Source organism: uncultured Sphingomonas sp. (assembly GCF_964237335.1).
Classification (GTDB): Bacteria; Pseudomonadota; Alphaproteobacteria; order Sphingomonadales; family Sphingomonadaceae; genus Sphingomonas.
In genome coordinates this window covers 1-25,461 of the sequence record NZ_CAXSHM010000033.1, presented here as the reverse complement: position 1 = coordinate 25,461, position 25,461 = coordinate 1, and the positions used below count along the sequence as shown (strand labels likewise).

20 protein-coding genes and 1 tRNA gene are annotated in these 25,461 nt (G+C 70.4%); 7 read left to right on the top strand and 14 right to left on the bottom strand.

Annotated features, from left to right (window positions below):
• Nucleotides 1–69: 69 nt before the first annotated feature.
• From ACFE65_RS14185 to ACFE65_RS14170, 4 genes are all read right to left on the bottom strand, one after another.
• Nucleotides 70–732 carry a hypothetical protein gene (locus ACFE65_RS14185; RefSeq protein ID WP_375383018.1) on the bottom strand — a complete coding sequence of 221 codons (663 nt, stop codon included), beginning with the start codon at nt 730–732 and terminating at the stop codon, nt 70–72.
• Nucleotides 733–742: 10 nt separating this feature from the next.
• Nucleotides 743–2,920, bottom strand: coding sequence for an alkaline phosphatase family protein (locus tag ACFE65_RS14180; protein ID WP_375383017.1), 2,178 nt, complete (start codon nt 2,918–2,920; stop codon nt 743–745).
• A 136-nt stretch (nt 2,921–3,056) separates the two neighbouring features.
• A complete protein-coding gene (locus ACFE65_RS14175) occupies nt 3,057–4,691 on the bottom strand; it encodes an inorganic phosphate transporter (RefSeq protein ID WP_375383016.1) in 1,635 nt (544 codons plus the stop codon).
• A gap of 654 nt (nt 4,692–5,345) precedes the next feature.
• Nucleotides 5,346–6,830: an amidohydrolase family protein gene (locus ACFE65_RS14170; RefSeq protein ID WP_375383015.1), complete on the bottom strand. Its 1,485-nt coding sequence runs from the start codon at nt 6,828–6,830 to the stop codon at nt 5,346–5,348.
• Nucleotides 6,831–6,877: 47 nt separating this feature from the next.
• On the opposite strand from ACFE65_RS14170, the gene ACFE65_RS14165 reads away from it, so the two are divergent.
• The 3 genes from ACFE65_RS14165 to ACFE65_RS14155 are packed head-to-tail and all read left to right on the top strand — an operon-like array spanning nt 6,878 to nt 12,356.
• Nucleotides 6,878–8,386, top strand: coding sequence for a M28 family peptidase (locus ACFE65_RS14165; protein WP_375383014.1), 1,509 nt, complete (start codon nt 6,878–6,880; stop codon nt 8,384–8,386).
• Nucleotides 8,383–11,073, top strand: a complete 2,691-nt coding sequence (locus ACFE65_RS14160) for a M1 family metallopeptidase (RefSeq protein ID WP_375383013.1) — start codon at nt 8,383–8,385, stop codon at nt 11,071–11,073. Before ACFE65_RS14165 ends, ACFE65_RS14160 begins: the two co-directional genes overlap by 4 nt.
• Nucleotides 11,073–12,356: an MFS transporter gene (locus tag ACFE65_RS14155; protein ID WP_375383012.1), complete on the top strand. Its 1,284-nt coding sequence runs from the start codon at nt 11,073–11,075 to the stop codon at nt 12,354–12,356. Before ACFE65_RS14160 ends, ACFE65_RS14155 begins: the two co-directional genes overlap by 1 nt.
• Before the next feature lie 117 nt (nt 12,357–12,473).
• Here the strand turns inward: ACFE65_RS14155 and ACFE65_RS14150 are convergent, their stop codons facing one another.
• From ACFE65_RS14150 to ACFE65_RS14130, 5 genes are all read right to left on the bottom strand, one after another.
• Nucleotides 12,474–14,276, bottom strand: coding sequence for an ABC transporter ATP-binding protein (locus ACFE65_RS14150; protein WP_375383011.1), 1,803 nt, complete (start codon nt 14,274–14,276; stop codon nt 12,474–12,476).
• Nucleotides 14,277–14,370: 94 nt separating this feature from the next.
• A tRNA-Ser gene (locus tag ACFE65_RS14145) sits at nt 14,371–14,461 on the bottom strand.
• A gap of 51 nt (nt 14,462–14,512) precedes the next feature.
• Nucleotides 14,513–15,976 (bottom strand): DEAD/DEAH box helicase, encoded by a 1,464-nt coding sequence (locus ACFE65_RS14140; RefSeq protein WP_375383010.1) that lies wholly within the window; start codon nt 15,974–15,976, stop codon nt 14,513–14,515.
• A 343-nt stretch (nt 15,977–16,319) separates the two neighbouring features.
• Entirely contained in the window at nt 16,320–17,297 is a 978-nt protein-coding gene (gene gshB / locus ACFE65_RS14135; protein ID WP_375383009.1) for a glutathione synthase, read from the bottom strand.
• Nucleotides 17,298–17,507: 210 nt separating this feature from the next.
• Nucleotides 17,508–17,876, bottom strand: a complete 369-nt coding sequence (locus tag ACFE65_RS14130; protein WP_375383008.1) for a YraN family protein — start codon at nt 17,874–17,876, stop codon at nt 17,508–17,510.
• 142 nt (nt 17,877–18,018) lie between these two features.
• Here ACFE65_RS14130 and ACFE65_RS14125 point away from each other — a divergent pair, with 142 nt between their 5' ends.
• Nucleotides 18,019–18,309 carry a hypothetical protein gene (locus ACFE65_RS14125; protein ID WP_375383007.1) on the top strand — a complete coding sequence of 97 codons (291 nt, stop codon included), beginning with the start codon at nt 18,019–18,021 and terminating at the stop codon, nt 18,307–18,309.
• A gap of 30 nt (nt 18,310–18,339) precedes the next feature.
• On the opposite strand, the gene rsmI is transcribed toward ACFE65_RS14125, so the two are convergent.
• A complete protein-coding gene (gene rsmI / locus ACFE65_RS14120) occupies nt 18,340–19,182 on the bottom strand; it encodes a 16S rRNA (cytidine(1402)-2'-O)-methyltransferase (RefSeq protein ID WP_375383006.1) in 843 nt (280 codons plus the stop codon).
• An 11-nt stretch (nt 19,183–19,193) separates the two neighbouring features.
• On the opposite strand from rsmI, the gene ACFE65_RS14115 reads away from it, so the two are divergent.
• Entirely contained in the window at nt 19,194–20,405 is a 1,212-nt protein-coding gene (locus tag ACFE65_RS14115) for a penicillin-binding protein activator (RefSeq protein WP_375383005.1), read from the top strand.
• Between the two features lie 546 nt (nt 20,406–20,951).
• Here the strand turns inward: ACFE65_RS14115 and hemW are convergent.
• Nucleotides 20,952–22,115 (bottom strand): radical SAM family heme chaperone HemW, encoded by a 1,164-nt coding sequence (hemW, locus tag ACFE65_RS14110; protein ID WP_375383028.1) that lies wholly within the window; start codon nt 22,113–22,115, stop codon nt 20,952–20,954.
• 9 nt (nt 22,116–22,124) lie between these two features.
• Between hemW and ACFE65_RS14105 the strand changes: the two genes are divergently transcribed.
• Complete coding sequence (locus ACFE65_RS14105; RefSeq protein WP_375383004.1) at nt 22,125–22,712, top strand: CAP domain-containing protein; 588 nt, start codon at nt 22,125–22,127, stop codon at nt 22,710–22,712.
• A 116-nt stretch (nt 22,713–22,828) separates the two neighbouring features.
• Here the strand turns inward: ACFE65_RS14105 and bla are convergent, their stop codons facing one another.
• From bla to rph, 3 genes are read right to left on the bottom strand one after another with little or no spacing between them, the layout of a single operon-like run.
• The gene (gene bla / locus ACFE65_RS14100; protein WP_375383003.1) at nt 22,829–23,731 is read right to left on the bottom strand and encodes a class A beta-lactamase; all 903 of its coding nucleotides are present in this window, start codon (nt 23,729–23,731) and stop codon (nt 22,829–22,831) included.
• A complete protein-coding gene (gene rdgB, locus ACFE65_RS14095) occupies nt 23,731–24,366 on the bottom strand; it encodes an RdgB/HAM1 family non-canonical purine NTP pyrophosphatase (RefSeq protein WP_375383027.1) in 636 nt (211 codons plus the stop codon). The genes bla and rdgB overlap by 1 nt, the downstream gene beginning before the upstream one ends.
• Nucleotides 24,360–25,073, bottom strand: a complete 714-nt coding sequence (rph, locus tag ACFE65_RS14090; protein WP_375383002.1) for a ribonuclease PH — start codon at nt 25,071–25,073, stop codon at nt 24,360–24,362. The genes rdgB and rph overlap by 7 nt, the downstream gene beginning before the upstream one ends.
• 207 nt (nt 25,074–25,280) lie before the next feature.
• Between rph and ACFE65_RS14085 the strand changes: the two genes are divergently transcribed.
• A partial coding sequence (locus tag ACFE65_RS14085) for a hypothetical protein (protein ID WP_375383001.1) occupies nt 25,281–25,461 on the top strand: 181 nt, incomplete at its 3' end.

Genomic DNA, 25,461 nt, shown 5'->3' with positions numbered 1-25,461 from the left:
ATCGCCGTGCCGGACAGGTCTGCCCGCAAACGCTTAAGGGGTGATTAGCGACGCGAGTCGCGCATCCCGTCAGTCCCCTTCGACGTCCCGGTTGGCGTCGTTGTGGACATAGTCCCGATCGTCCAGCGCGAACCGCTGGGCGGGGATGACGGCGCGGTCGATCGCGACGACGCGCCAGACCGGACGCCAGCCAGTGTCCGCGATGAGGAGCGGCAGCTTGTCGCGATCGCTCCAGCAGATGTGGGCGATCCCGCCCGTCTGCGACAGGTCGAACCATCGACACGGCGTCGGAGTAGCCGGCAGCGTTCCCGGCACCGCGCCCTCGGTCCGCGCCAGCCGATACCCGCCGCGGGGATGGCGCAGGCCGTGGCCGAGATCGAACCAGTCGGTAAAGGCGCCGATCCGGTAGAGGTTGTCGCGAGAGATGCGGGTGCTGGTGCGCCGGCGGTGGTCGAGCACCACGAGTTCGTACCCGGCGCCTTGCGTCCGGGTCGCGAGCGTGGTGATCCGTCCGTCCGTGGTGCGCAGCATGCGGCGTTCGTGATCACGCCACAGCTCCATGCGATGGACCGCGCCGTCGCCCGCGAACATCACGGTCGCATGCAGGAACGACGGCTCGCCGGTGGCCGTGAAAACGGCGTCGAAGGGGGACGTCGGTGCAGGCGCAGCGCCCCCGGTGCCGGCGGCCGCAACGCTGGCATACGCGGCCGCGCAGGCGAGCGCCGCGGCCACCGATGCGCGCCTACTGGCGGAGCGCTCGAGCATAATCGAAGTAGCGATAGGTCTTGCCGTCGATGGTCAGGTCCTTGACCTGCAGCGCGACCTGATAGCTGCCCGTAGCGCGGCGCGTGTCCCGGGTGCCGCCGGTGGGATCGGTGGGCAGCTCGAAGATCAGCCCGGTGGCGGTGCTGGACGATACCGTGGAACTCGCGACCGTCGGTGTCGAGTTGCTCGCCGGGCGGACCAGTGCCTCGTTGAGGACGCGCCCGTCGGCCGCGGGCATCGAGAGGCCGAGCAGATAGGCGACGGTCGGGGCGACATCGACGTTGCCGGTCGGGCGTGTGTTGACCAGCCCCTTCTGGAACGACGGCCCGGCTGCGATCAGCGTGTTGTGGACGTCGGTGGTGCCGAAGCTGCCGTGCATGCCGCGTTGCCCGCCGGTGCTCTCGAACTCGATGCCGCTCTTGCCCTGGATGCTCACCGTGTCGTCCGACGTGAACGCCACGACCACGTCCGGCTGGCCGTTGTTCTGGCGCGTCGCGTTCTCGAGATTGACGTTGGCCATCGTCAACGTGCCCGGGACAGCACCGTACCGGCTGTCGACGAAGATCGCGCCATATTCCTCGCGCCGCTGGAGCAGCTTAACCAGGTTGGCGACGGTGGCCGCATCGTGGCTGGGCACGTAGAAATAATCGGACCCGCCGTTCGCCGCGACGACGATGGCGTTCGCCGGCAGGCTGCCCGGCGCGGGCACCCTGAAGCTCGCGACGGGCTTGGCCAGCGTCGCGCTGACCGCCTGGTACTTCGTGTTGGCCGCGCCGCACAACGCGCCGCTCGCGTCGTTGCGCACCGGTAACGTAGGCGTCCCGGTCGCGGTCAGGCCGTACATGGCGCTGACCGAGCATCCGGTGCCGTCATAGGCGGCAAAGCCACGATAGGTGAGCAGGTCCGCCGAGCGCACGTCACCCGAGAAGGAGTAGCCGTTCGCGGTCGGACCGCCCAGCATGGCCGCGCTGGTGCCGCTGGTGGAGCCGTTGACGGCGGCGCCGTTGGGCGCAGTGGCCGACGGCGTGATGCCACGCAGCGGATAAAGGTCGAGCGGGCCCGAGACGCTGGAATGGGCATGGTCCGACACGACGACGATGTTGGTGGTGGTGTCGAGCCCACGCGCCTTGAGCGAGGCCATCAACTCGCCCAGCCGCGCGTCCTGCGAGCGCAGGCCCGCACGCGCGTTGGGTGTGCCGGGCCCATAGCCATGCTCGACATTGTCCGGCGTGCGGAACCAGATCAGCGACAGCATCGGGTTCTTCTGCGGCAGGATATAGTCGGTGAAGGTCCGCAGCATGTATTTGTTGGCCGCATCCTCCGGCGCGCCTTGCGTCGTATCGGTCGAGTCGCGCGCGGGCACCGTCAGCTGTCCGGCGGGATCATAGGCGGTGGTATTGAACGTGACGTAGCCAGCGCGCGCGGTGGGCGAGCCGTTGTTCGGCTGCAGCGTCACCGCCTGCGCGCCCGAATAGTTGTTCACGATGTTGGTGGGCAGCGGGTAGGCGTAATTCTGCAGCTCGGTCGCGAGGCTGCGCGGCTGCACCGTGTTCTCGTCGACGAAATAGCCGCCCTGGCCCAGATCCTGGATGAAAGCGGCGCCGCTCTTGCCGACGGTGGCGGTGACCATGCCGGCCGCCTGCGCCGTTGCGAACAGGCTCTTCACGAGCAGCAACTGGCCACCATAATAGGTGTTGAGCGTCGACAGGACGGCATAGTCCTCCGTGAACACCGGATCGACATAGTCCTGCGCCGTACCGCCCGCCGAGTTGCCGACCGGGATCGTGTTTGAGGCACCCTGCGGCGGCGTCCAGAAGGTGTTGCCGTAGAAGCCGCTGGTCTTGGGAAACGACCCGGTCGCGAAGGACGAGCCGTTCATCATCGTGAACGTCGGATAGGTCGAGTGATTGTCCGAGAAGTTCACGCCGGCCTGTTGGAGCGCGTACAGATTGGGCGTGTCCGTCTGGCTGACGTCGTCGGGCCGCAGGCCATCCCACACCATCACGATCGTCCGGACCGCCGCGATCGGTGTGGCTGTGGCGGTCGGCGTGGGGGTAGGCGCCGGCGTCATCGTGCTCGCAGTACCGGCGCCGCAACCCGAGAGCGCGATCGACAGCAAGGCGGTGGCCATCAGGCCGGCAGGCAGCTTGGACATTCGTCACTCCCGTTGCGCCCCGATCGGTGCCCCCGGGACATCATCACGTTAGGCAGGGTGTGTGACGACGCGGCGACGCTGGCGTTACAGTGGGATGACGGGATGTCGCGCCGGGCTCATCCCAGATGGCCGGTGCTCAGGCGAGGCCGGCCAGGCGCAACGCTGCCAGGAACAGCCAGTATAGCAGGCCCGCGAGCAGCATCGCCGCCGGCAACGTCATGACCCAGGCGAGCACGATGTTGCGTACCGTCGCCGCCTGCAACCCGGCGCCGTCCGCCGCCATCGTGCCGGCGACCCCGCTCGACAGGATGTGGGTCGTTGACACCGGCATCCCCTTCACCTGCGCCAGCAGGATGGTCGCCGCGGCGACCAACTCGGCGGAGGCGCCCATCCCGTAGGTCAGGTGCTGCTTGCCGATCTTCTCGCCGACGGTCACCACGATGCGGCGCCAGCCGATCATCGTGCCGAGCCCCAGTGCCAGCGCGACCGTCACCTTCACCCAGGTCGGGATGTAGCGCGTGCCCCGTTCCAGCAAATCCTGATAGGCGACGACGGCATGATACCCGCCATGCGGGAACGTGCCCTGCGCGCCGTCGGCGTTCTCGGTCAGCAGGTGCGAAGCGTCGAGCGTCAGGTACATCTCGTTGCGCAGATTGCTCGTCGCGGCGGCGGGGACCAGGCGGATCGAGCCATATTCCTTCAGGTCGGCGCTGATGACGCCCGCTTCCGCCGCCAGTGCCGCATAGACGCGCGCATGATCCGCGTCGCGGGCGCGGATCGCCTGGCGCAGGACACCGGCCGCCGCAGCCGGCGCGACCCGCTCGCCGCCAGCGCGCGACAGGAACGTCGCCTGCGCCCCCGCCGCAGTCTGCACGAAAGCGGGCGTCGAACTGTCGGGCATCGTGCGGTTGAGCGCATAGGCGGTGGGCGCGACACCGATCAGGATCAGCATGATAAGCCCCATGCCCTTCTGTCCGTCGTTGCCGCCGTGCGCGAACGAGACGGCCGTGCACGTGAACACCAGCAGCGCGCGGATGCCGCGCGGCGGCGGCGCGTCGCCTGTCGGCTGTTCGTAGAGCTTCCGGTCACGGACCAGCCGTTTCATGACGAGCAGCAGCCCGCCTGCCCCAAGGAACCCGATCACCGGGCTGATCAGCAGCGCGAGCAAGACGCTGCCCGCCTGACGCCAGTCGACCCCGGCAGCTCCGCCGCCGCTCGCGAGGAACTGGTTGGCCACGCCCACACCCAGTACCGAGCCGATCAGCGCATGGCTGGACGAGTTGGGCAGGCCCAGCCACCAGGTGCCAAGGTTCCAGATCAGCGCCGCGATCAGCAGCGCGAAGATCATAGCATAGCCCGCCGCCGATCCGACGCCGAGGACGAGGTCGACCGGCAGCAGCGTGACGATCGAATAGGCGACCGCGCCGGACGAGGCGATGACGCCTACGAAGTTCCATGCGCCCGACCATAGCACCGCCGGCACGGGCGCGAGCGAGTGGGTGTAGATCACCGTCGCCACCGCATTGGCGGTATCGTGGAACCCGTTCACGAACTCGAACGCCAGCGCGACCAGCAGCGCGAGACCCAGAAATGCGAAGGCGCCGATCGCCAGCGGCTCGCCCACGTCCCGCGTGTCCACCGCGATGTTGACCGCGGCGAAGCCGATCCCGAACAGCAGCACGAGCATGAAGCCCACCGCCGCTGCGGGATGGATGCGATGCTCGGTCAGCGGACGCGCGGCGGGACCGGATCGGGATGCTGCAGAGGCCATCGATCGAGTCTCCACGCCGGGCGGTCCACCGCTCCGGCGATCACCACCGGACGGCGTAGGTCGAAAGCGGCCTTCGCGATCCACGGTTCCCGAGCCGGATGTAAACGATCGCCGGCTCATCCGTCCACCGCTTCTCGGCCGATCCTCTTCTCGATGTTCCGGACGTGCCAGCCGGGTTGATCGGGACGCTGACCGGAATCGAGTATCCGTAGACCGACCACTCGCTCGGCCTGTCCATCGAGGCCCTGGAGAAGCTCCGGGAGCTGGTCGATGGGCGCGGTGCCGTGCAGGCGGACGGCAAGCGGCTTCGCCGGCGGTCGATCGTAATCTGGAGGCCGATCTCACGAGGACTCGTCGGACCGACGCACTGTTGGGGTCCAAGGTCGGCGATGAAGTCCGAGCCAACCTGAAGCGCACGCTGGTGAATGACCGCGTCCCCGCGCGCCCTGTTCTTCGCGCCGGTGGCGCTGCCGACCTGGATCCGTACAGTCTGGCTATGGTAGGAGCACCGCACCCTGGACTTTAATGAGTTTCCAGGTCTGGAACGCCGAATGGCGGCGTGAATGGCGGCTTGTGGGTTCTCTGCCACTCGGCAGGCATGCCGCCATGCGGACCCAGGAGCCCCGCGGCAGACGTGCCCGGCACGGGTGTCGCTCAATATTGCCCATATCGTCCTCGCACCGACTGGATCAGCTTGGCGCTGTCGTAGCCGACGCCGTCCTTGAATGTGATCTCCACCTGTTCGATGTCGGCGATGCGCGCGGCGGGATCGCCCTTGACCACGATCAGGTCCGCATCCTTGCCGGGCACCACCGTCCCGATCCGGCTGGCGAGGCCGAGATAGGTCGCGCCGTTCAGCGTCGCGATTCGGATCGCCTCGACGGGCGTGAACCCCGCCTCCACCAGCAGCTCGACTTCGCGCTGATCGCCAAAGCCCGGCACGACGCCGCCGTTACCCGTCGGGTCGGGGCCGGCCAGCAACAGCCCGCCGGCGGCCACGAACTGCCGCTCCAGCCCCATGTCGTTGGCGTAGGCGGTCTCGAACAGGGCGTTCGGGCGCATCGCGCGGGCGTTGCGGGCGTATAGATAGGCCTCGCGCGCCTCCGGCGTCATCGCCTCCATCGCGCGCGGCTGGAGCGGCACGCGGGTGGGGATCGATTGTTCGAACACCGGCAGCGTGGAGGTAAGCGCGACATGGCGCCGCACCAACAGGGTGATCAGCGCCGTGGCGTTCGCGCCGCCGGGCGCCATGCCCGCGAGCGTTGGCGTGCCCGCGCCTGCGGAGCACCGGTCGGGCTGCTTGCCTGGATCGTTCTGCGTGTTGACGAAAAAGCCGTGCTCCAGATTGTCGATCCCCAGCGCCGCCGCCTCGGGATAGCTCACCGCGCACAAATGGCCGGTGATCTTGAGCCCGCGCCGATGCGCCTCGCCGACCGCCGCCGCAAGCTCCGCGCGGGTGATGTTCATGTACGCCTTGAACGAGGTCGCGCCCTGCTCCGCCCAGAAGGCGACGGTGCGGCGCGCGTCCTCCGCATCGTGCAGCTGGTGCATCCGGATGAACGGGCTGCCCGCTCCTTCCAGATACGGTCCGGTCACGTCCATGTGCGGACCGGGGATCGCGCCGGCATCGATCTGCCGCTTGAGGTTGAGGTCGGTATAGGGCTCGACGCTGCCGGTGGTGCGAAGCGTCGTCACGCCGGCGGCGAGGTAGAGCCGGGGCGAGGTGAAGGTCATCTGCGGCACCACCAGCGGCGGCTCGCTATGGCCCTGCGCGTCGAGGTCGGGACGGCCGATATAGTACATATGGTCGTGCATGCCGACGAGGCCCGGCATCACGGTGCGACCGGTCAGGTCGAGGACGATCGTGCCGGCCGGGATCGGCGTGGCGGCAGGCTGCACCGCGACGATGCGGGCGCCGTCGAGCACCACCGTCATGTCGTCGCGCGGCGGTGCGCCGGTGCCGTCGATCACCCGCACGTGCGCGAGCGCGATCCGGCCGGCGGGCACGCGGACATAGGGCATCACCGCCGCGCCGGGCGTCGACGGCGGCGGCAGGATAGTGTTGGCGAACGGCGCGGCCGTCGCCGGCGTCGTCGCGAGCGCCACCGCTGCCATAGCCACTCGAGCCCGTATCGCCATCCTAGCCTCCCTTGCCGTGCGCGGCGACTTTGGGCACCTTTGCGCGGATGCTCAAGCCGCTCCGTCTCACCGCCGCGCTCTGCCTGCTTGGCGTCGGCGCGACCCGTCCGCTCCCGGCTGACCCGGACACCCGCGCATGGTGGGCGATCACCGCTGCGCTGTCCGGCGACGACATGGCGGGGCGCGACACGGGCTCGGCCGCGTACGAGCGCGCCGCGCAGGCGGTGGCGCGACGGTTTGCGCGCGCCGGGCTGAAGCCGGCGGGCGAGGGCGGCGGCTGGTTCCAGCGCGTGCCGATGGAGGAGCTGCGCGTCGAGCACGCGACGTTCAGCGTGGGCGATCGTCCGCTCGGTTTCCTGCACGACGTCACGGTCGCGCCGACCCCCGGCATGCCTGTATCGCTAGATCTGCCGCTCGCCTATCGCGCTTATTGCGCTGCCGATGCGCTGGGCGACGTGCGTGGCAAGGCGGTGATCTGCCACGGCACGCACCGCCCCGGCCTGCCGAGCGATGCGCAACGGTACGCCGCCGCCCGTGCCGCGGGCGCCGCCGCGGTCGTCACGATCGCCGATCCGGGCTTCTCCGTCGAGCCGCCGCGTTGGCCGTTCGCCTATGCCCGGACCGTCTGGCTGCAGGGCAGCGCGCCGGCCGCGGCCGGGCCGGTGCGCTTCACGCTCAACGCCGACGCGCTGGGCGGCGTGATCGCCGGCAGCGGCCGGGATGCGCCGGGCCTGGTCACCTCAGGCGCCGCGGGCGCGCCGCTGCCCTCGTTCGATGCGCCCGGCCGGTTCCGCGCCACGCTGAGCCTCGCGCAGCGATCGATCAGCGCCCCGAACATCCTCGCGCTGCTGCCCGGCAAAGATTCGGCGCTTCGGGATCAGACGATCGTGCTGTCGGCGCACCTCGACGGCTATGGGCCCGGCGAGCCGGTCGCCGGCGACGGCCTCTACAACGGCACGCTCGACGACGCCGCCTATGTCGCGCTGCTGATCCGGTTCGCCGAGCATCGCGCCGGCAAGGGGTTGCGTCGCCCGGTGCTGTTCGCCGCGTTCACGGGCGAGGAGAAGGGGTTGCTCGGCGCGCGCTGGTTCGTCGCCCATCCTACCGTGGCGCGCGCGAAACTGGCGGCGGACGTCAACCTCGACCAACTCCGCCCCATCTTCCCGCTCCGGCTGATGACGGTCCATGCGCTCGACGACACGACGCTGGGCGATGACGCGCGCGCCGTCGCCGGTGCGATGGGCGTTGCGGTGCAGCGCGATCCCGAGCCGGAGCGCGGCCTGCTCCGCCGCGCCGACCAGTGGCCGTTCCTGGAGGCCGGCGTGCCCGCCACCGCCTTCGTGTTCGGCTATCGACCCGGCAGCGAGAGCGAGCGCATCTATCGCGAATGGTACCGCACCGGCTATCACCGGCCGCAGGACGATCTAGCCCAGCCGATCGACTGGCAGGCGGCGACGGACTTCAACCGCTTCTTCTACGCCTTCGCCACGCGCGTCGCCGACCAGCCCGGCGCGCCGGCGTGGAAGCCCGGCAGCCCGCTGCGGCCCAAACCGTGACCCGGCGACCGCAGCCGCCCGGCGAGGCACTCGGGCAGCTTGGCGTCAACCGTCGCGTGGTCGTGGGCGCGGGGCTTATGCTGCCGGTGCTGGGGCAGGCGGGCGGCACGTTCGCGCAGACGCCGCCCGCGGCCCGGATGGTCGGACCAGGCGTGTCGCTGGCGCTGGCGCAGCGGCGTGCGACCCAGATCGCCGACATCCGCTACGATCTGTCGCTCGACGTGACGGCGCCCGATCGGGCGACCGGCGCGGTGACCATCGCGTTTGACCGGCGCGCGCGCACCGGCGATCTCGTGCTCGACTTCCGCGGGTCGCTGCTGGCCGACATCCGCGTCAACGGTCGCGCGATGGCCGATGGCCGCCGCGACGGCCACCTCGTCCTGCTGGAGCGGCTGCTCCGGACCGGCGCCAACACGGTGACCGCACGCTTCGCGACCCCGATCGCGGCGGCCGATGCGGCGATCATCCGCTTCCACGACGAGGCGGACGGGCAGGCCTATCTCTACACATTGCTCGTCCCGGCCGACGCAAACCTGCTGTTCCCCTGTTTCGACCAGCCGGATCTGAAGGCGCGCTTCCGCTGGCAGCTGACCGCGCCGGCCGGCTGGACGGTGCTCGCCAACGGCGCGGTGGAGGCGCGCGAGCCGGCGGGGGCGGCGCAGCGCTGGCGCTTTGCCGAGACGCGGCCGATCTCCACCTATCTCGCCGCCTTCGCCGCTGGGCCGTGGGCAAGCTGGGCCTCGGCACCGCCAGGCGGACAGCCGATCACGCTGTACGCCCGCGCGTCACGCCGCGCCGAGGTAGACGCCGACCCGCAGATCGCGACCAACCGCGCCGCGGTCCGCTGGCTGGCCGCCTGGTTCGGCGTGCCGTTCCCGTTCGCCAAGCTCGACGTGCTGCTCGCGCCCGCCTTCCCGTTCGGCGGCATGGAGCATGTCGGCGCGGTCTTCTACAATGAGGATCGGTTCGTCTTCCGTGAGCCGCCGACCTTGCCCCAGCGGCTCGGCCGCGACGCCACCATCTACCACGAGATCAGCCACCAATGGTTCGGCGACCTCGTCACCATGCGCTGGTTCGACGACCTGTGGCTGAAGGAGGGCTTCGCGACCTACATGGCCGCGCGCGTCCAGGCCGACCTACAGCCCGACAGCAACGCCTGGACGACCTTCCATCTGTCGATCAAGATACCCGCCTACCGTGCCGATGCGACCAGCGGGACGCAGGCACTGTGGCAGCCGCTCGACAATCTCGATGCCGCCAAGAGCAACTATGGCCCGATCGTCTACAACAAGGCGCCGGCGGTCATCAAACAGCTTGCCTTCCTCGTCGGCGAGGACGGCTTCAGGCGGGGCCTCCACCTGTTCCTGACGCGTCACGCCTATCGCAACGCGACGTGGCAGGACCTGCTCGGCGCGATCGGCGAGGCGTCGGGAGCTGACCTCGGGGCGTTCGGGAGCCAGTACATGCTGCGCGCGGGCCTGCCGCGCGTCGAGACGCGGCTGGTGCTGACGGACGGGCGCATCGCGTCGCTGCGGCTGGTGCAAAGGCCGGCGCGCGCGCTGCCAGGCGATCCCGGCGGCGCCTGGCCGATGAAGGTGCGCGTCCGGCTCGGCTATGGCGACCGTGCGGACGTGGTACTCGACGCACGCTTCGATGGCGCGGAGGCGATCGTCGCCGGCGCTGCCGGCCTGCCGGCGCCGGACTATGTCTGGGCCAATGACGGCGACCAGGGCTATGGGCTCTTCCTGCCCGACGAGCGTACGACCGCGTGGATCGTGGCGAACATCGGCAACGTGCGCGATCCGCTGCTTCGCGCGATGCTATGGGGCGCCTTGTGGGACGTGGTACGCGACCTGCGCCTGTCGCCCGCGCGCTACCTCGCGGTGCTGCTCGACCACATTCCCGCCGAAACGGACGAGCAGATCTCGCGCGCGATCCTGTCGCGCGGCGCCGCCGCGCTGGACGTTTACCTGCCCGAGCAGGCCGCGGCTGCTCTTCGCCCGCGCTGGGAGGCAGCGCTGCTCGCGCGCACCGACGATGCCCGGCTCGGCTACGGGCTGCGCAAGGACGCGGCTGATCGGCTGATCGCCACCGCCCGAACGCCGCTGGCGCTCGCCCGGCTGCGCGCGCTGCTCGCGGGTACCGCGACGCTCGCCGGCGGCCCCGTTCGCCAGCCGACCCGCTGGGCCGCGGTCCGGCGGCTGGTGGCGCTCGGCACCCCGGACGCATCAGCGCTGTTCGCCGCCGAGCAGCGGCATGACCGCTCCACCGAAGCCGTCAAAGACGCCTTCGTCGCTCGCGCGGGGACGCCCGACCCCGCGGTGAAGGCCGAGTATTTCCGCCGGTACCTCGACGACGCCACGCTCAACGAGGCGTGGGCGAGCGAGAGTCTTGCGGCCTTCAACACGGTGGAACAGGCGGCGCTGACCCTGCGGTTCCTTCGCCCCGCGCTCGACCGGCTCGAGTGGGTCCGGCGCAACCGCCGCATCTTCTTCCTGCCCGCCTGGATCGACGCCTTCATCGGCGGGCAGGTGGACGACGGCGCGCTCAAGGTCGTCGACGGGTTCCTCGCCGACCGCGCCGACCTGCCCATCGACGTGCGCCGCAAGGTCCTGCTCGCGCGCGACGAACTCGACCTTGCCGTGCGGATCAGGGCCGCGGCGTCCTCGAACCCCGCCGCGCCGTGATGCGTGAGACGTCGGCTCGCAAGCGGCCTGAGCGCGAGTCACCGCCGCGCCTGTCCGGCCGGCAGATCGCCGCGATCTGCGCCGGCAACGCGCTCGAGTTCTACGACTTCGTCGTCTACGCGATCTTCGCAGGTCAGATCGGCCGCGCGTTCTTTCCGTCCGACCGGCCGAGCGTCAGCCTGCTCGCGTCGCTCGCCACCTTCGGCGTGGGCTTCGCCACGCGTCCGTTGGGTGCCCTGGTCATCGGGCGCATCGCCGATCGGGCGGGGCGCAAGCCGGCGATGTTGCTGTCGTTCTCGCTCATCGGCGTCTCGGTCGGCGGCCTCGCCCTGACGCCCAGCTATGCGACGATCGGCGTGGTGGCGCCGGTGCTTGCGGTCCTGTTCCGCCTCCTCCAGGGCTTCGCGCTCGGCGGCGAGGTGGGCCCGAGCACCGCGCTGCTGCTCGAGAGTGCGCCGATCCGTCGCCGTGGCCTCTATGTCTCGCTGCAGGCGATGAGCGCCGACGGAGCCGTCATGGTCGCCGGCCTGATCGGCGTCCTGCTGTCCACGATGCTCGACGCTGCGGCACTCGATGCCTGGGGCTGGCGGCTGGCGCTGCTGACCGGGCTCGCCATCGTCCCGTTCGCGCTCGCCGCGAGGCGAACGCTGGTCGAGACGCTCGCGATGGAGGAAGCGCTGCCGCCGCGCGCCGTGGTCGCGGACACGCGACGCATCGTCGTCCTGGGCCTCTGCATGCTGGCCGCCGCGACGGTCGCCAATTATGTCCTAGTATACCTCGGCACCTGGGCGACCACCACGCTCGGCGTCGTGCAGAGCTCCGCCTTCGCGTCCGTCATGCTGGTGGGCTTGGGCGGCGTGCTCTGCGACCCGCTGAGCGGCTGGCTGTCCGATCGGTTCGGCCGGCGGCCGGTGATGATCGTGCCCGCCGCGGTCCTGGCCGTCCTGGTGCTGCCGACCTTCTGGTGGGTCGCCCATCACCCGACGCCGAACGCGCTGTACGGCGCGAGCACGCTGCTGGCAGGGGTGCTTGACCTCTCGACCGGTACGATCCTGGTGGCGGTCGCGGAGGCGTTGCCTCGCGCCAGGCGTGCGGGCGGCTTCGCGCTGATCTACGCGATCGCGATCTCCGCCTTCGGCGGCTCGACGCAGTTCGCGGTCGCAGGGCTGATCCGGTTTACCCGCGACCCGCTGACGCCGGCCTATTACATGCTTGCGGCGCTGGCGGTCGGGCTGATCGCGATGTGGCGCTTCCCAGAGACACGCCCCGACAGCCCGGTTTGATGCCGTGTCGCAAGGGTGCGATCAGCAGCGGGCTAGGAGCTATCATCGGAACCGATCGCGCGAGATGGACTGACGACCGATTCCACGACGCGACGGACTGCCGTTGAACGGAGGCACCTAACTCGAACGATGCACGAGATGCAGTTTGCGGGGATTGGGGCCAAGCGGCTCCTGTCGATCGAGCCCCTCGGCCTGCAGCGACCAGAGCCTGCGGAATACTCCCCCCTCGCGGGCGAGAAGATGCTGGGGTGCCCCGTCCTCGACCACGCGTCCCTGTTCCATGACGATCACGCGATCGAACGCGGCGATCGTCGACAATCGGTGCGCCACGGCGATCACGGTGCGGTTGGCCATCAGCGCGTCCAGGCCGCGCTGGACCTCCAGTTCGGACTGGGTGTCCAGCGCCGATGTCGCCTCGTCGAGCAGCACGATCGGAGCGTCCCTCAGAAACGCACGGGCGATGCCGAGCCGTTGCCGCTGACCGCCGGAAAGGCTGGTCCCCCGCTCGCCGACGACGCTGTCATACCCGTCCGGCAGGTCGGCGATGAAGTCCTCGCAGCCTGCCGCCTTGGCCGCCCGCCGGACCTCGTCGTCGGCAGCCTCCGGCTTGGCCAGGCGGATGTTCTCCAACACCGTCCGGTGGAACAGCAGCACTTCCTGCGGCACGACGGCGAGGGCGGGGGGTAAGCTCGCCTGCGTCACCTGGTCCACCCGCTGCCCGTCGATCCAGATGCTTCCCGCCTGGGGATCGTGGAACCGCTGGATCAACTGCAGCAGCGACGACTTGCCGGCCCCCGATGCGCCGACGATGCCCAGCTTCTGGCCGGACGGCACTTCGAGCGAGACATCGTGGATCACCGGCCGCCGCGCGTCGTAGCCGAAGGTGACGCTGTCGAGCCGGAGCGTTCCATCGCCGACCTTCAGGCGTGGCGCGTCCGGTGCATCCTGCAACGTCTGCGGCACGCCAAGAACATCGAGCGCCTCGCGCAGATAGCTGAACTGCTGGCTGGTATCGATCAACGCCATGGCCAGGTCGCGAGAACCGTGCAGCATGCGGAAGGTCATCGAGCTGATGACGACGACGTCGCCGATCGTCATCGCCCCGATCGACCAGCGATGGATCGCCCAGGCGAGGGTCCCTCCCACCAGGAGCGTCAGGGTGAGGTCGTGGAGGCTCCGCATCCGCTCGACGAAGAACCAGCCTCGCCGTTGCGCGACCGCCTCCTCCACAAGGAAGCCCCGCAGCCGCGACTGCTCGCTCTTTCGCGCGGCGAAGGCTTTGACGACCCACATGTTGCCGAACAGGTCGACCAGCTCGCCACCGACGACGCCGGCGCGTTGCGCGAACGCCTGGTGATGCACGTGTCCCCGCGACCCGATCAGCACCAGTCCGGCGGTGACGACGACGAACACCGACCCCAGGGCGATCGCCAGCCGCATGTCGATCGAGAAGAAGATCACCAGCGCGCCGCCGAACCCGATCAGCGGCGGTGCGATCTCCTGGAAGAGCCGGTGGACGAGCGCGCCGAAAATGCCCGACAATCCCGAGACGCGGTGGGCCAGCGATCCTGCCCGCTGTTTCTGGAAGAACGGCATCTGATGACCGGTGAGATAGTCGACCATGTCGAGCCGGATGCGCACGCCGGAGACGACGGTGACCTGCCCGACCGTCAGCGCCGCGCTGCGCTGCAGGATGCTTTCGAGGCCGACCAACCCGATCAGGGCTGCCAAGGCGGTGTAGACGGAAGCCGCCGCATGTTGACCCGCGGTCATCGCGTCGATCAGCAGCTTCATCGCATATTGCACACCGACCGCGCTTGCGGAGGCGCCGATGACCAGCATGGTCAGTAGGATGAACACCCACGGCCGCTGCGTGACATAGTGGCGAAGAAAGCGGGCTGGGCTGACTAAGAATGGCATGCGGCACTCCCGGACGAAGCACCAACGCTGCAGCGCGGCATAAGTTTGTCTGCCGCGTATCGGAAAGTGAGGTCGAGAGGCTGTGAAACGGCGATGGCGGAGCGGGAGGGATTCGAACCCTCGATACGGTTTTGCCGTATACTCACTTTCCAGGCGAGCGCCTTCGACCACTCGGCCACCGCTCCGCATGCACCGGAAGCGCCGCCCCTAGAGCGGGGCGGCGCCGCGCGCAACCGTTAGGCGCTGGCGCGAGGGCGACCGCCACTCGGACGACCCGGACCACGCCGACGGTCACCACCCTGACCACCGCCGCCCTGGCTGCCGCCCTGACCCCCACCATGGCCACCGCCACCCTGACCGGTGCGGGCAGCGCCGCCGCCCGCGCTGGCGTTGGCGTAGCCGCGGGCCGGTCCGCTGCGGCCGCCGCTGCGTGCCTGGCCGGTCGGCGTCGGCGCGTGCGTCGCGCGGGGGCGGGCGATGCCGCGGGGACCGCGCGGGCGCTCCTCACGGGCCGCGGGATCGGCGCCGATCGCCTTTATGCGTGTCGCGTTGATCTGGTTGGCGCGGGCCATGAAGTCTTCGGGCAGCGGGCTGATCGGGATCTTCTGGCGCGTCACCTTCTCGATATCCTTGAGGTACGCGCGCTCGTCGTCCGCGCAGAAGCTCCAGGCGATGCCGCTCGCACCCGCGCGCGCCGTCCGCCCGATGCGGTGGACGTACTGCTCGGGCACGTTGGGCAGCTCGAAGTTGAAGACGTGGCTCACGCCCGACACGTCGATGCCGCGCGCGGCGATGTCGGTCGCGATCAGCACCTTGACCTCGCCCGACTTGAACTGCGCCAGCGCGCGCTCGCGGTTCGCCTGGCTCTTGTTGCCGTGGATCGCGGCGGCAGGAACGCCGTTGCCCGCCAGCAGCTTCACGACGCGGTCGGCGCCATGCTTGGTGCGGGTGAACACCAGCGCGCGCTCGACGGCCGGGTCGGCCAGCGCGATCGTCAGCAGCGCCTGCTTCTCCGACTGGTTGACGAATGTCACCTGCTGGTCGACGCGCTCGGCGGTCGTGGCGGCGGGCTTCACCGAGACGGTGGCCGGGTCCTTGAGGAACTGGTCAGCCAGCTCGCGGATCGACGTCGGCATGGTGGCCGAGAAGAACAATGTCTGGCGCTGACGCGGCAGCATCCGCACGATCTTGCGCAGCGCGTGGATGAAGCCGAGATCGAGCATCTGGTCCGCCTCGTCGAGGACGAGGATCTCCAAGGCGGCGAGGCTGACGAACCGCTGCTCGATCAGGTCGAGCAGGCGACCGGGCGTGGCGACGAGGATGTCGACACCGCGCGCCATGTCCTGGCGGTTCTTGTTGATGCTGGTGCCGCCGAACACGGTGGCGACGCTCATGCGCGAGAACTGGCCATAGGCGCGGGCGCTCTCGGCGATCTGGCCGGCGAGCTCGCGCGTGGGGGCGAGGACAAGCATGCGGCAATGCGTCGGCAGCACCCGGGTAGCCGCCGCGACCAGCCGCTGGATCGAGGGGAGGACGAACGCGGCGGTCTTGCCGGTGCCAGTCTGCGCGATGCCGAGCAGGTCGCCGCCTTCGAGCACGAGCGGGATCGCGTCGCGCTGAATGGGGGTGGGCGTCTGATAGCCCTTGGCTTCGAGCGCGCGGACGAGGGGCTCGGCCAGGCCGAGATGGGAGAAGGACATGGGTAGAAACTCGCATGGTGCCATGCGCGGGAGCCCCAAGCGGGCACACGGATGGCGTCGGATGACGACACCCCGCGTGACAGGGAAGCCTTTGGTGGATCGAGGCGGAGCCGGCGGCCGGTGAGGGCCGCTATCACGCTGCGTTTCGGTAAGGAGACGCCTCGACGGGCAAGCAAATGCGGTAGAATGTGCGGAAAGTCAAGGTTGAAGCGACTCGCTGCCTGTTTCTCGTCACCCCGGCCTCGAGCCGGGGTCCCGCTACTGCCTTACGTTGCTAAGGCAGCGGGACCCCGGGTCAAGCCCGGGGTGACGAGTAATAGACGGCGAGAAATGACGAAGAACCTCATCCCCGCTCCCTCGCCCGCCCCTCGATCGCGTCCCAGATCAGCCCCGCCACATCCGTGCCGTCGAACCGCTCGATCGCGACGATGCCGGTCGGCGAGGTGACGTTGATCTCGGTCAGCCACTCGCCGCCGATCACGTCGATGCCGACGAACAACAGCCCGCGGCGTTTCAGCTCAGGCCCCATCGCGGCGCAGATCTCGCGCTCGCGGTCCGTCAGCCCGGTCTTTTCCGCCGAGCCGCCGACCGCGAGGTTGCTCCTGATCTCGCCCGCCCCCGGCAGCCGGTTGATCGCGCCCGCGACCACGCCGTCGACCAGCACGATGCGCTTGTCGCCTTTCGCGACGTCCGGAAGGAACGCCTGCACCATGTGCGGCTCGGGCCAGGTCTGGTTGAAGATCTCGAACAGCGCGGACAGGTTCAGCCCGCCTTCCTCCACCTTGAAGATCGCCTTGCCGCCGTTACCGTGCAGCGGCTTGACCACGATCGCGCCATGCTCGGCCAGGAATGCGCGCGCCTCGTCCAGCTCCCGCGTGATGAGCGTCGGCGGCATGTAGCGCGCATAGTCGAGCACCATCACCTTCTCGGGCGCGTTGCGGACGGCTGCGGGGTCGTTGACCACCAGCGTCCGGTCGGCGATCCGCTCCAGCAGGTGCGTCGCGGTTATGTAACCCAGGTCGAACGGCGGGTCCTGCCGCATCAATACAACGTCCACCTGCGCGCCGAGGTCAAGCGCCTGCGGTTCGCCGAATGCGAAATGGTCGCCGACGACGCGCCGGACCGTCACCGGATGCGCGCGAGCCCACAGCCGGCCGCCGGCGGGCAGGGTAGGGTCGGTCGACCAGCTCAGCGCGTCGGCGGTATAGTGGAACAGCCGATGACCGCGCGCCTGCGCCGTCAGCATCAGCGCGAAGGTCGAGTCGCCCGCTATGCCGATGCCGGCGAGCGGGTCCATCTGGACGGCGATGGTGAGGGGCATGGAAGGTCCTTCGGATTGGCTTGTGCGAGCCCTTACCCCTCCGTTCGTTTCGAGCGAAGTCGAGAAACGAGGTGGGGCGGGATGACGGTGTCTCGATTGCGCTCGACACGAACGGGTGAGAGGGGCGCTGCGGCGAAGCCGCGTCGTCGATCCCCGCGTGGCGGGGTCGGCCGCGCTTGTAGGCGTGGCGCGGCGGTGCCGCGCTCTCGCCTACTGCGCGATCCACGCGTTCTCGATGTGCCGCGGCCGCGTGCCGGGGGCGAGCAGGATCACGTCGACGCGGATGTCGTCGCCCGGCCCCGCGTAACGGGACATCAGATACTCGGCCGCCGCCGCGACGCGGGCGAGGCGGCGCTCGTCGATCGCATGGTCGAGCTCGGCGGCGGTGGCGCGCGTCTTCACCTCCACGAACGCGACCAGCGAGCCCTTGCGCGCGACGAGGTCCACCTCGCCCGCCGGCGTGCGCACCCGCCGGTCGAGGATGCGCCAGCCCTTGAGGCGCAGCCACCATCCGGCCAGGCGTTCGCCGCGCCGACCTGCGGTCTCGGCGGCGCGGCGATCGTGAGGGACGCGAGGCATGCGCCAGCGTGGCTTGGCGCGGCGCATGAGGCAAGGCGGGGCGGCGCGCGACGGGCTGGAAGTTTGCGGCGAGCTATGATCTAGCTGCCCCGCGGCGCTGTCGCATCCGGCCGGGCCGCACCCCTATCGAGAGGAGTCACGCATGACCAAGTTCCTTGCCGCCCCGATGATCGCAGCCTTGGCGCTCGCCGCCGGCCTGCCGGTGGAGGCGCAGACGACCGTCAAGACGAGCGTCAGCCACTCGACCAAGACGAGCGACGGCGTGCCGACGCAGACGACCAAGGTGACGCACGTCCTCAAGCGTCGCACGCATCGCCCCAAGAAGATCCTGGGCGTGAAGATCGGCCACAAGACGGTGACGCGCAAAGTGGTGCGCAAGACCACCACGGCCGCCGACGGCAGCGTGAGCACGCAGGTGAAGACCTCGCACTGAGCCGTTGCGCTGAAGGGCTAGACGGCGACGTCAGTCGGGCGTCGCCGCCTTCAGCGTCAGCGCGCGTGCATAGAGCAGGCGGCGGTCGAGGCCGAGGCGCTTCGCCACCTCGCCCGCCGCCTTGGTCACCGGCAACCGCGTCAGCGCCTCGGCCAGCGCCGCGTCGGCATCCTCCGCGCTGGCCGCCGCCGGCTCGCCCGGCGGCGCCACGACCACGACGATCTCGCCCTTTGGGGCCGCGTCCGCATAGCGCGCCGCCAGGACGGACAGCGTGCCCGTCACCGCCTCCTCGAACTTCTTGGTGATCTCGCGCGTCACCGCCGCCTCGCGGTCGCCCAGCCCCTCAGCCAGCGCCGACAGGCACGCGGCCAGCCGCGGCCCGCTCTCGTACAGCACCAGCGTCGCGCGGACGGACGCCACCTCCGCGATCGCCGCCGCCCGCGCGCCGGCCTTGGACGGCAGGAAGCCCAGGAACAGGAACCGGTCCGTCGGCAGCCCGGCCAGCGTCAGCGCCGCGACCGCTGCGCACGGGCCGGGGATCGTCACCACCGCATGCCCGGCCGCGCGCGCGTCGCGGACCAGCTTGTAGCCGGGATCAGAGATCAGTGGCGTGCCCGCGTCCGACACCAGCGCCACCGCCTCGCGCGCCAGCCGTGCGACGAGGCCGGGCCGCACCTGATCGGCATTGTGGTCGTGATACGGCTGCATCGGCCGCTTGAGCCCGAGGTGGTGGAGCAGGCCTCCGGTGACACGGCTGTCCTCCACCGCGACCAGGTCGGCGCGCGCGAGCACGTCCCGTGCCCGGGTGGACAGATCGCCGAGATTGCCGATCGGCGTCGCGACGATGTAGAGGCCTGGCGGTAGAGGATCCACGAGGGGGTATCATGGCAGAGGCGGCAGGTCCGGCGCAACGGCGCACGGGTCGGGTTGGGCGTCGGATCGCGGGGCTGGCGGTGCTGGTCGCGCTGGCGGCGTGCAACACGGTGGTGCCGCGCGCGCCGATCGACCGCAGCCCGCCGCCGCCCGCCCGGGGCCCGCGCCTTCCGCCGCCCAGTCCGGGCGTCGACACCGGCGTGGTGCAGGATGCCGAGCGCCACCGCGTCGCGCTGCTGGTGCCGCTGACGGGCCGCAACGCCGCGTTGGGGCAGAGCCTGGCCAACGCGACCCAGCTCGCGTTGCTCGACACCGGCAATGCGCAAGTGCGGATCACCACCTATGACACCGGCGCGGGAGCTGGCGCGGCGGTGAGCCACGCACTGGCCGACGGGGCGCAACTGATCCTCGGGCCGTTGCTGGCGGAGGATGTGCGCGCCGTGGTGCCCGCCGCGCGGGCGGCGCATGTGCCGGTGGTGAGCTTCTCCAACGACGCGAGCGTCGCGGGACCGGGATCGTATCTGCTCGGCTATGCGCCCGCGCAGTCCGTCGACCGCGTCGTGGGCTTCGCGCGGACGCACGGCGTCGCGAGCTTTGGCGCGCTGGTGCCCAATGCGCTATACGGCCAGCGCACGTCGACGGCGTTTCTGCGCGCGGTCGAGGCGGACGGCGGCAAGGTGATCGCGATGCAGACGTTCGACCGCGCGACCGGCGGGATCGCCGCGGCGTCGGCGACCCTGGTCAAGAAGGGCCCGTACGACGCGGTGCTGGTGGCGGACAGCGGCGCCAATGCGGCGGTCGCCGGCCCGGTGCTGAAGCGCGGCGGGACGCCGTTGCATCTGCTCGGCACCGAATTGTGGAACTCGGAAGCCACGCTCGCCAGCCGCCCGGCGCTGAACGGCGCCTGGTTCGCCAGCGTCTCCGACACGCTGTACCGCCAGTATCGCACCAAATACCGCGCGCGCTTCGGCGCCGACCCGTATCGGTTGTCGAGCCTGGGCTACGACTCGGTCCTGCTGGTCGTCCGCATCGCGCGCGACTGGCCCGTGGGCGCGGCGTTCCCGGAAGGCCGGCTGCGCGACCGCGGCGGCTTCTCCGGCATCGACGGCGCCTTCCGCTTCGGCCGCGACGGCGTGGCGGAGCGCGCGCTGGAGGTCCACGAGGTGCGCGGCGGCAAGGTGGCGACCGTCAGCCCGGCGCCGCTAGGGTTCGAGGACCGGTAGCGGCTGTCAATTGATGGGATGTCCCACCCGGCAAGCTACTGCAAAACCACGACGGCGCGAAAAGTAGGTAACAGTAGGTAACACCAAAACGCGTTTTGTGGCGAGTCTGGTTACTGGTGACGAGCGACAGGCTATCGGCCAGCCGGCGAGGATGGGGAGCGTGACGATGCGAAAGACCGAGCCCCGAGCGTCTCACGGCATCTCCAACATCGCAAGTGAGTGGTGCTCGTCCACGTCGAATGTCCTCAGTTGGTGGAAAGCGGCCACTAGGTGGCCCAGCCCTTTGCCCGACGAGCCCGGAAGCAGGTACTGTCTATCATGCCCCGTTCGATCTTGTTGACTGGCAGCGTAGCGCCAGCGGCGCGGGCCTCGAGTGCCGCTTCTACCTCGGTGATATTGCGGTACCGTCCGGACTTGGCAAGCTCATGTGCGAGCGCAAACCAGTCTCCTTGCTCCTTCCCGTGGCCCATGTCGCCGAAACTGCGCCATCAAGCGGATGTCCGCAACTGGGCGCTGCCCGCCACTCCGGACGCATGTGCGCCCGTCTCACCCCGTCACCACCTCCGGCAGGATCGCGTCCAGCAGCAGCGCGCCCGCCTCGCGCACGCGCAACCGGTCGCCGTCGCGGGCGAGGAAGCCTTGCGCTTCCAGCCGGTCGACCGCGCGCCAGTCGATCGGCGCCACCCCGCCGGCCAGCGCGGCGACGCGCGCCACGTCGACGCCTTCGCGCAGGCGCAGCCCCATCAGCAGCGCCTCCGTCGCGCGGTCGTGGGGGGATAGCGGCTCCTCCGCCTCGATCCCGTGGCCGTTGCGGTCGACCGCCGCCAGCCAGTTCTCGGGCTTGCGGCGCCGTGTGACGGCGAGGCCCCGCCCGTCGCGATCCGTGCGCCGCCCGTGCGCGCCCGGGCCGACGCCGGCATAGTCGCCATAGCGCCAGTATGTCAGGTTGTGGCGGCTCTCCGCGCCGGCCCGCGCATGGTTGCTCGTCTCGTATGCCGGCAGCCCGGCCGCGCGCATCATCGCGCGGGTCGCCTCGAACAGGTCGGCGGCCGCGTCGCCGTCGGGCAGCACCAGCCGCCCCGCCGCGGCCTCGGTCGCGAAGCGCGTGCCGGGCTCGACGGTGAGCTGGTACAGCGACAGATGCTCGGTGCCCAACGCCAGCGCACGGGCGAGTTCCGCCTCCCAGGCCGCGAGCGACTGGTCCGGGCGCGCGGTGATGAGGTCGAACGACACGCGCCCGAAACAGCCTTGCGCCACGTCCAGCGCCGCCAGCCCTTCGCCCACGTCGTGCGCCCGGCCGAGGAAGCGCAGCGCTGCGTCGTCGAGCGCCTGGAGCCCGAGGCTCACCCGGTTGACGCCGGCGGCCGCGAGGTCGGCGAAGCGCGCGGCCTCGACGGACGAGGGGTTCGCCTCCAGCGTGATCTCGACATTGGGCGCGAGCGGCCAATGCCCGGCCGCCGCATCGAGCACCGCCGCCACCGTCTCGGGCGGCATCAGCGATGGGGTGCCGCCGCCGAAGAACACCGATCCCAGCCGCCGTCCCCCGGGTTCATTGGCCGACAACTGCGCCGCCTCGTGCGCCAGGTCGGCGAGCAACGCCGCCCGCCACCGCGCCTGATCGACGCCCGCGCGGACATGGCTGTTGAAGTCGCAATAGGGGCATTTGGACACGCAGAACGGCCAGTGGACGTAGAGCGCGAGGTCCGTCATCGCGCCGATATGGCGATGCTCCCCCAGAAAGGCCACCGGCCGGCGATCCTCCCGGCGATCCTCCTCCTGTTGGCGATGGCGGGGTGCGCGCGGGAGGAGGGGCCGAAACGCGTGACGGAACCGCGCCTCACGCAAGCGCCCGCGCCGCGCGGGGCCGCGCTGCTGAGGCGCGCGATGCTGGAGGCGCACACCGCCGCGCGGGCCGTGGTGGGCGAACCGCCGCTCGTGTGGGACGATCGGCTGGCGGCGGATGCGCAGGGCTATGCCGACACGCTGGCGCGATCCGGCCGGTTCGAACATGCCGACCAGCCGCAGGGCCCAGGCCGCGAGGGCGAGAACCTGTGGACCGGCACGCGCGAGGCGTATCGCTATGACGAGATGGTGGCCGCCTGGGCGGCGGAGCGGGCGGACTTCGTCGACGGGATCACGCCCGCGTTCAGCCGCACCGGGCGCTGGGAGGACGTCGCCCACTATACGCAGATGATCTGGCGGGGGACGACCGCGATCGGCTGCGCGACCGCGAGCGGGCGGCGGGACGACTATCTGGTATGCCGCTACGCGCCGGCAGGGAATGTGGTGGGCGAGCGGGCGTACTAGGGCGTTTGCGCTGCACCTCCCCTCTTCCGTTCAGGCTGAGCTTGTCGAAGCCCTGCCCTTTTCTGAGGAAGAAGGACAGCCGCCTGCAGCGTCGCTCACGACAGGCTTCGACAAGCTCAGGGTGAACGGAGCAGGGATTGAGGCCGAAGGCTACTCACCACCTGCCGCGCCACGCCCGCCATCCACGCTTCCACCTCGCCCAGCGGACAGGTGAAGCCTGCCGCATAGGTCGCGACGAGGATCGGCGCGCCGGCGGGCGGGATCAGCGCGCCCAGGTCCACCACCGCGCCGCGTGGTCCATGCGGGCCGTCGGTGAGATCGTGGTCCCGCGTGCCGGTGCGGTGGGCGATGCGCCAGCCGGTGGGCAGCCCGGCCTTCAGCCGCGCCTCGCCGACGCGGCAGCCGAGCATCCAGCCCATCAGCCGCTCGCGCGAGGCGAGCGACAGGATGTCGCCGTACAGGAAGCGCCGGAGGTCGGCGATGGCGGCGATCGGCGTGGTCGTGTCGCGCGGGTCGCCGAGCGGGACGAGGTTGTTGGTCGGCTCGAACCGGTCGCAGCGGGTGACCGCGTCGCCATGCCCGCGCAGCCAGGCGGTGAGCGCGCCCGGGCCGCCGACGCTGCGCAGCAGCAGGTTCGCGGCGGCATTGTCGCTGACCGCGGTGATCGCCTCGGCAAGCGCCGCCACGGTCATCTCGGCATGCGGTCGCCCGGCGAGCGCGGCGGTGGTGGTGGGGGAGGCTTGCAGCAGGTCGGACGGTCCGAAGCCGATCCGCCGGTCGAGCCGCTCCAGCCCGCGATCGGTGCGCCACGACACGAAGGCGGCGAGCAGCCATTTGAAGCTGGAGCACATCGGCATCCGCCGATCGGGCGCATGGCCCAGCCGCCGGCCGCTCCCCAGGTCCAGCGCCGCCCAGGCGACGAGCGCGTCCAGGCCGAGCGCGGGGGCATCGCTCGCGGCGAGCGCCGGCGCGGCGATGGCGAGCGCTGCACCACCTGCCAGCACGTCGCGCCGCCGCATCAGAAGACTGCCGCGACCAATTGCCGGAACGCGTCCGCGCGGTGGCTGATCGCGTGCTTCTCGGCCGGGTCAAGTTCGGCGTAGCTGCGCGTGTCGCCCAGCGGCACGAAGACGGGGTCGTAGCCAAAGCCCACCTTGCCCCGCGGTGGCCAAGTGAGCGACCCGTCGGCGCGGCCCTCGAACCACGCGACGTGCCCGTCGGGCCAGGCGAGCGCCAGGACGCAGACGAAGTGCGCGGCGCGGCTCGCGTCCGGGCCTTTCGCCGCGAGCGCGTCCTCGACGCGGCGCATCGCGAGGTTCCAGTCGCGACTGCCGTCCGCCGTCTCCGCCCAGTTCGCGGTCCGCACGCCGGGATCGCCACCCAGTGCCTCGACGCACAGGCCGGAATCGTCGGCCAGCGCCGGGAGCCCGGACAGGTCGGCGGCCGATCGTGCCTTCAGCTCGGCGTTGGCGAGGAAGGTCGTGCCGGTCTCGTCGGGCTCGGGCAGGTCGAGCTCGGCGGCCGACACGGCGTCGATCCCGTACGGCTCCAGCAGCGCCCTGATCTCGCGCACCTTGCCCGCATTGTGGCTGGCGATGACCAGCCGCCCGGGCGCGAGCTTGCGGATCGCCTGGGGCGCGACCTCGCTCACGATACCGCGCGCTCCTGCGCCGCGAAGATGTCCGCGCAGCCGATGCGGGCGAGGCGCAGCAGGCGGAGCAGCGCCTCCTCGTCATAGGTCGCGCCCTCGGCGGTCGCCTGCACCTCGGCGATGTGGCCGTTCTCCAGCAGCACGAAGTTCGCGTCGGCGTCGGCGGCGGAGTCCTCGGGGTAGTCGAGGTCGAGCACCGGCGTTCCCTGGAAGATGCCGCACGAAACGGCGGCGACCTTCTGCCGGATCGGATCGGCGGTCAGCTTGCCGGTCGCCATCAGGCCATTGATGGCGAGCCGCAGCGCCACCCAAGCGCCGGAAATCGACGCGGTGCGCGTGCCGCCGTCGGCCTGGATCACGTCGCAGTCGAGCACGATCTGGCGTTCACCTAGGGTTTTCATGTCGGTGACTGCGCGCAGTGATCGCCCGATCAGCCGCTGGATCTCCTGCGTGCGGCCGGACTGCTTGCCCTTGGCCGCCTCACGCGAGCCGCGGGTGTGGGTGGCGCGGGGCAGCATGCCATATTCGGCGGTGACCCAGCCCTCGCCCTTGCCGCGCAGGAACGGCGGCACCTTTTCCTCGACACTGGCGGTGACGAGCACTTTCGTGTCGCCGAAGCCGACGAGCACGGAGCCCTCGGCATGGCGGGTGAAATGCGGCTGGATGCTGATCGCCCGCATCTGATCGGGCGCGCGGCCGGAGGGGCGCATAGGGTTTCTTCTTTCTGTGTTCTGTGACTGTTCGGGCCATCCCAACACCGTTCGTGCTGAGCTTGTCGAAGCACCGTCCTTCCTCTCGAAGAAAGGCAGCCCTTCGACAAGCTCAGGGTGAACGGGGTAGGGATCAGCCTGAGCGGGGTAGGATGTCGGGCTGTGCTTAGTGTGAAGCGGGCAGGGGCGCCAGAAGGGAGACGGGCGATGCGGGCGGTGATGGTCAAGGTCGGGATCGGGACGGCGACGCTGATGCTGGCGGGCTGCGGCCACCTGCCGTTTGGGCATCGCGCGGTGCCGCGTGGCGGTGAGACGATTGCGTACGAGCGACAAGGGGGACTGTCCGGATTTCCGTGTGTGGGCGGGCATAATGGGTACGAGGAGTTCC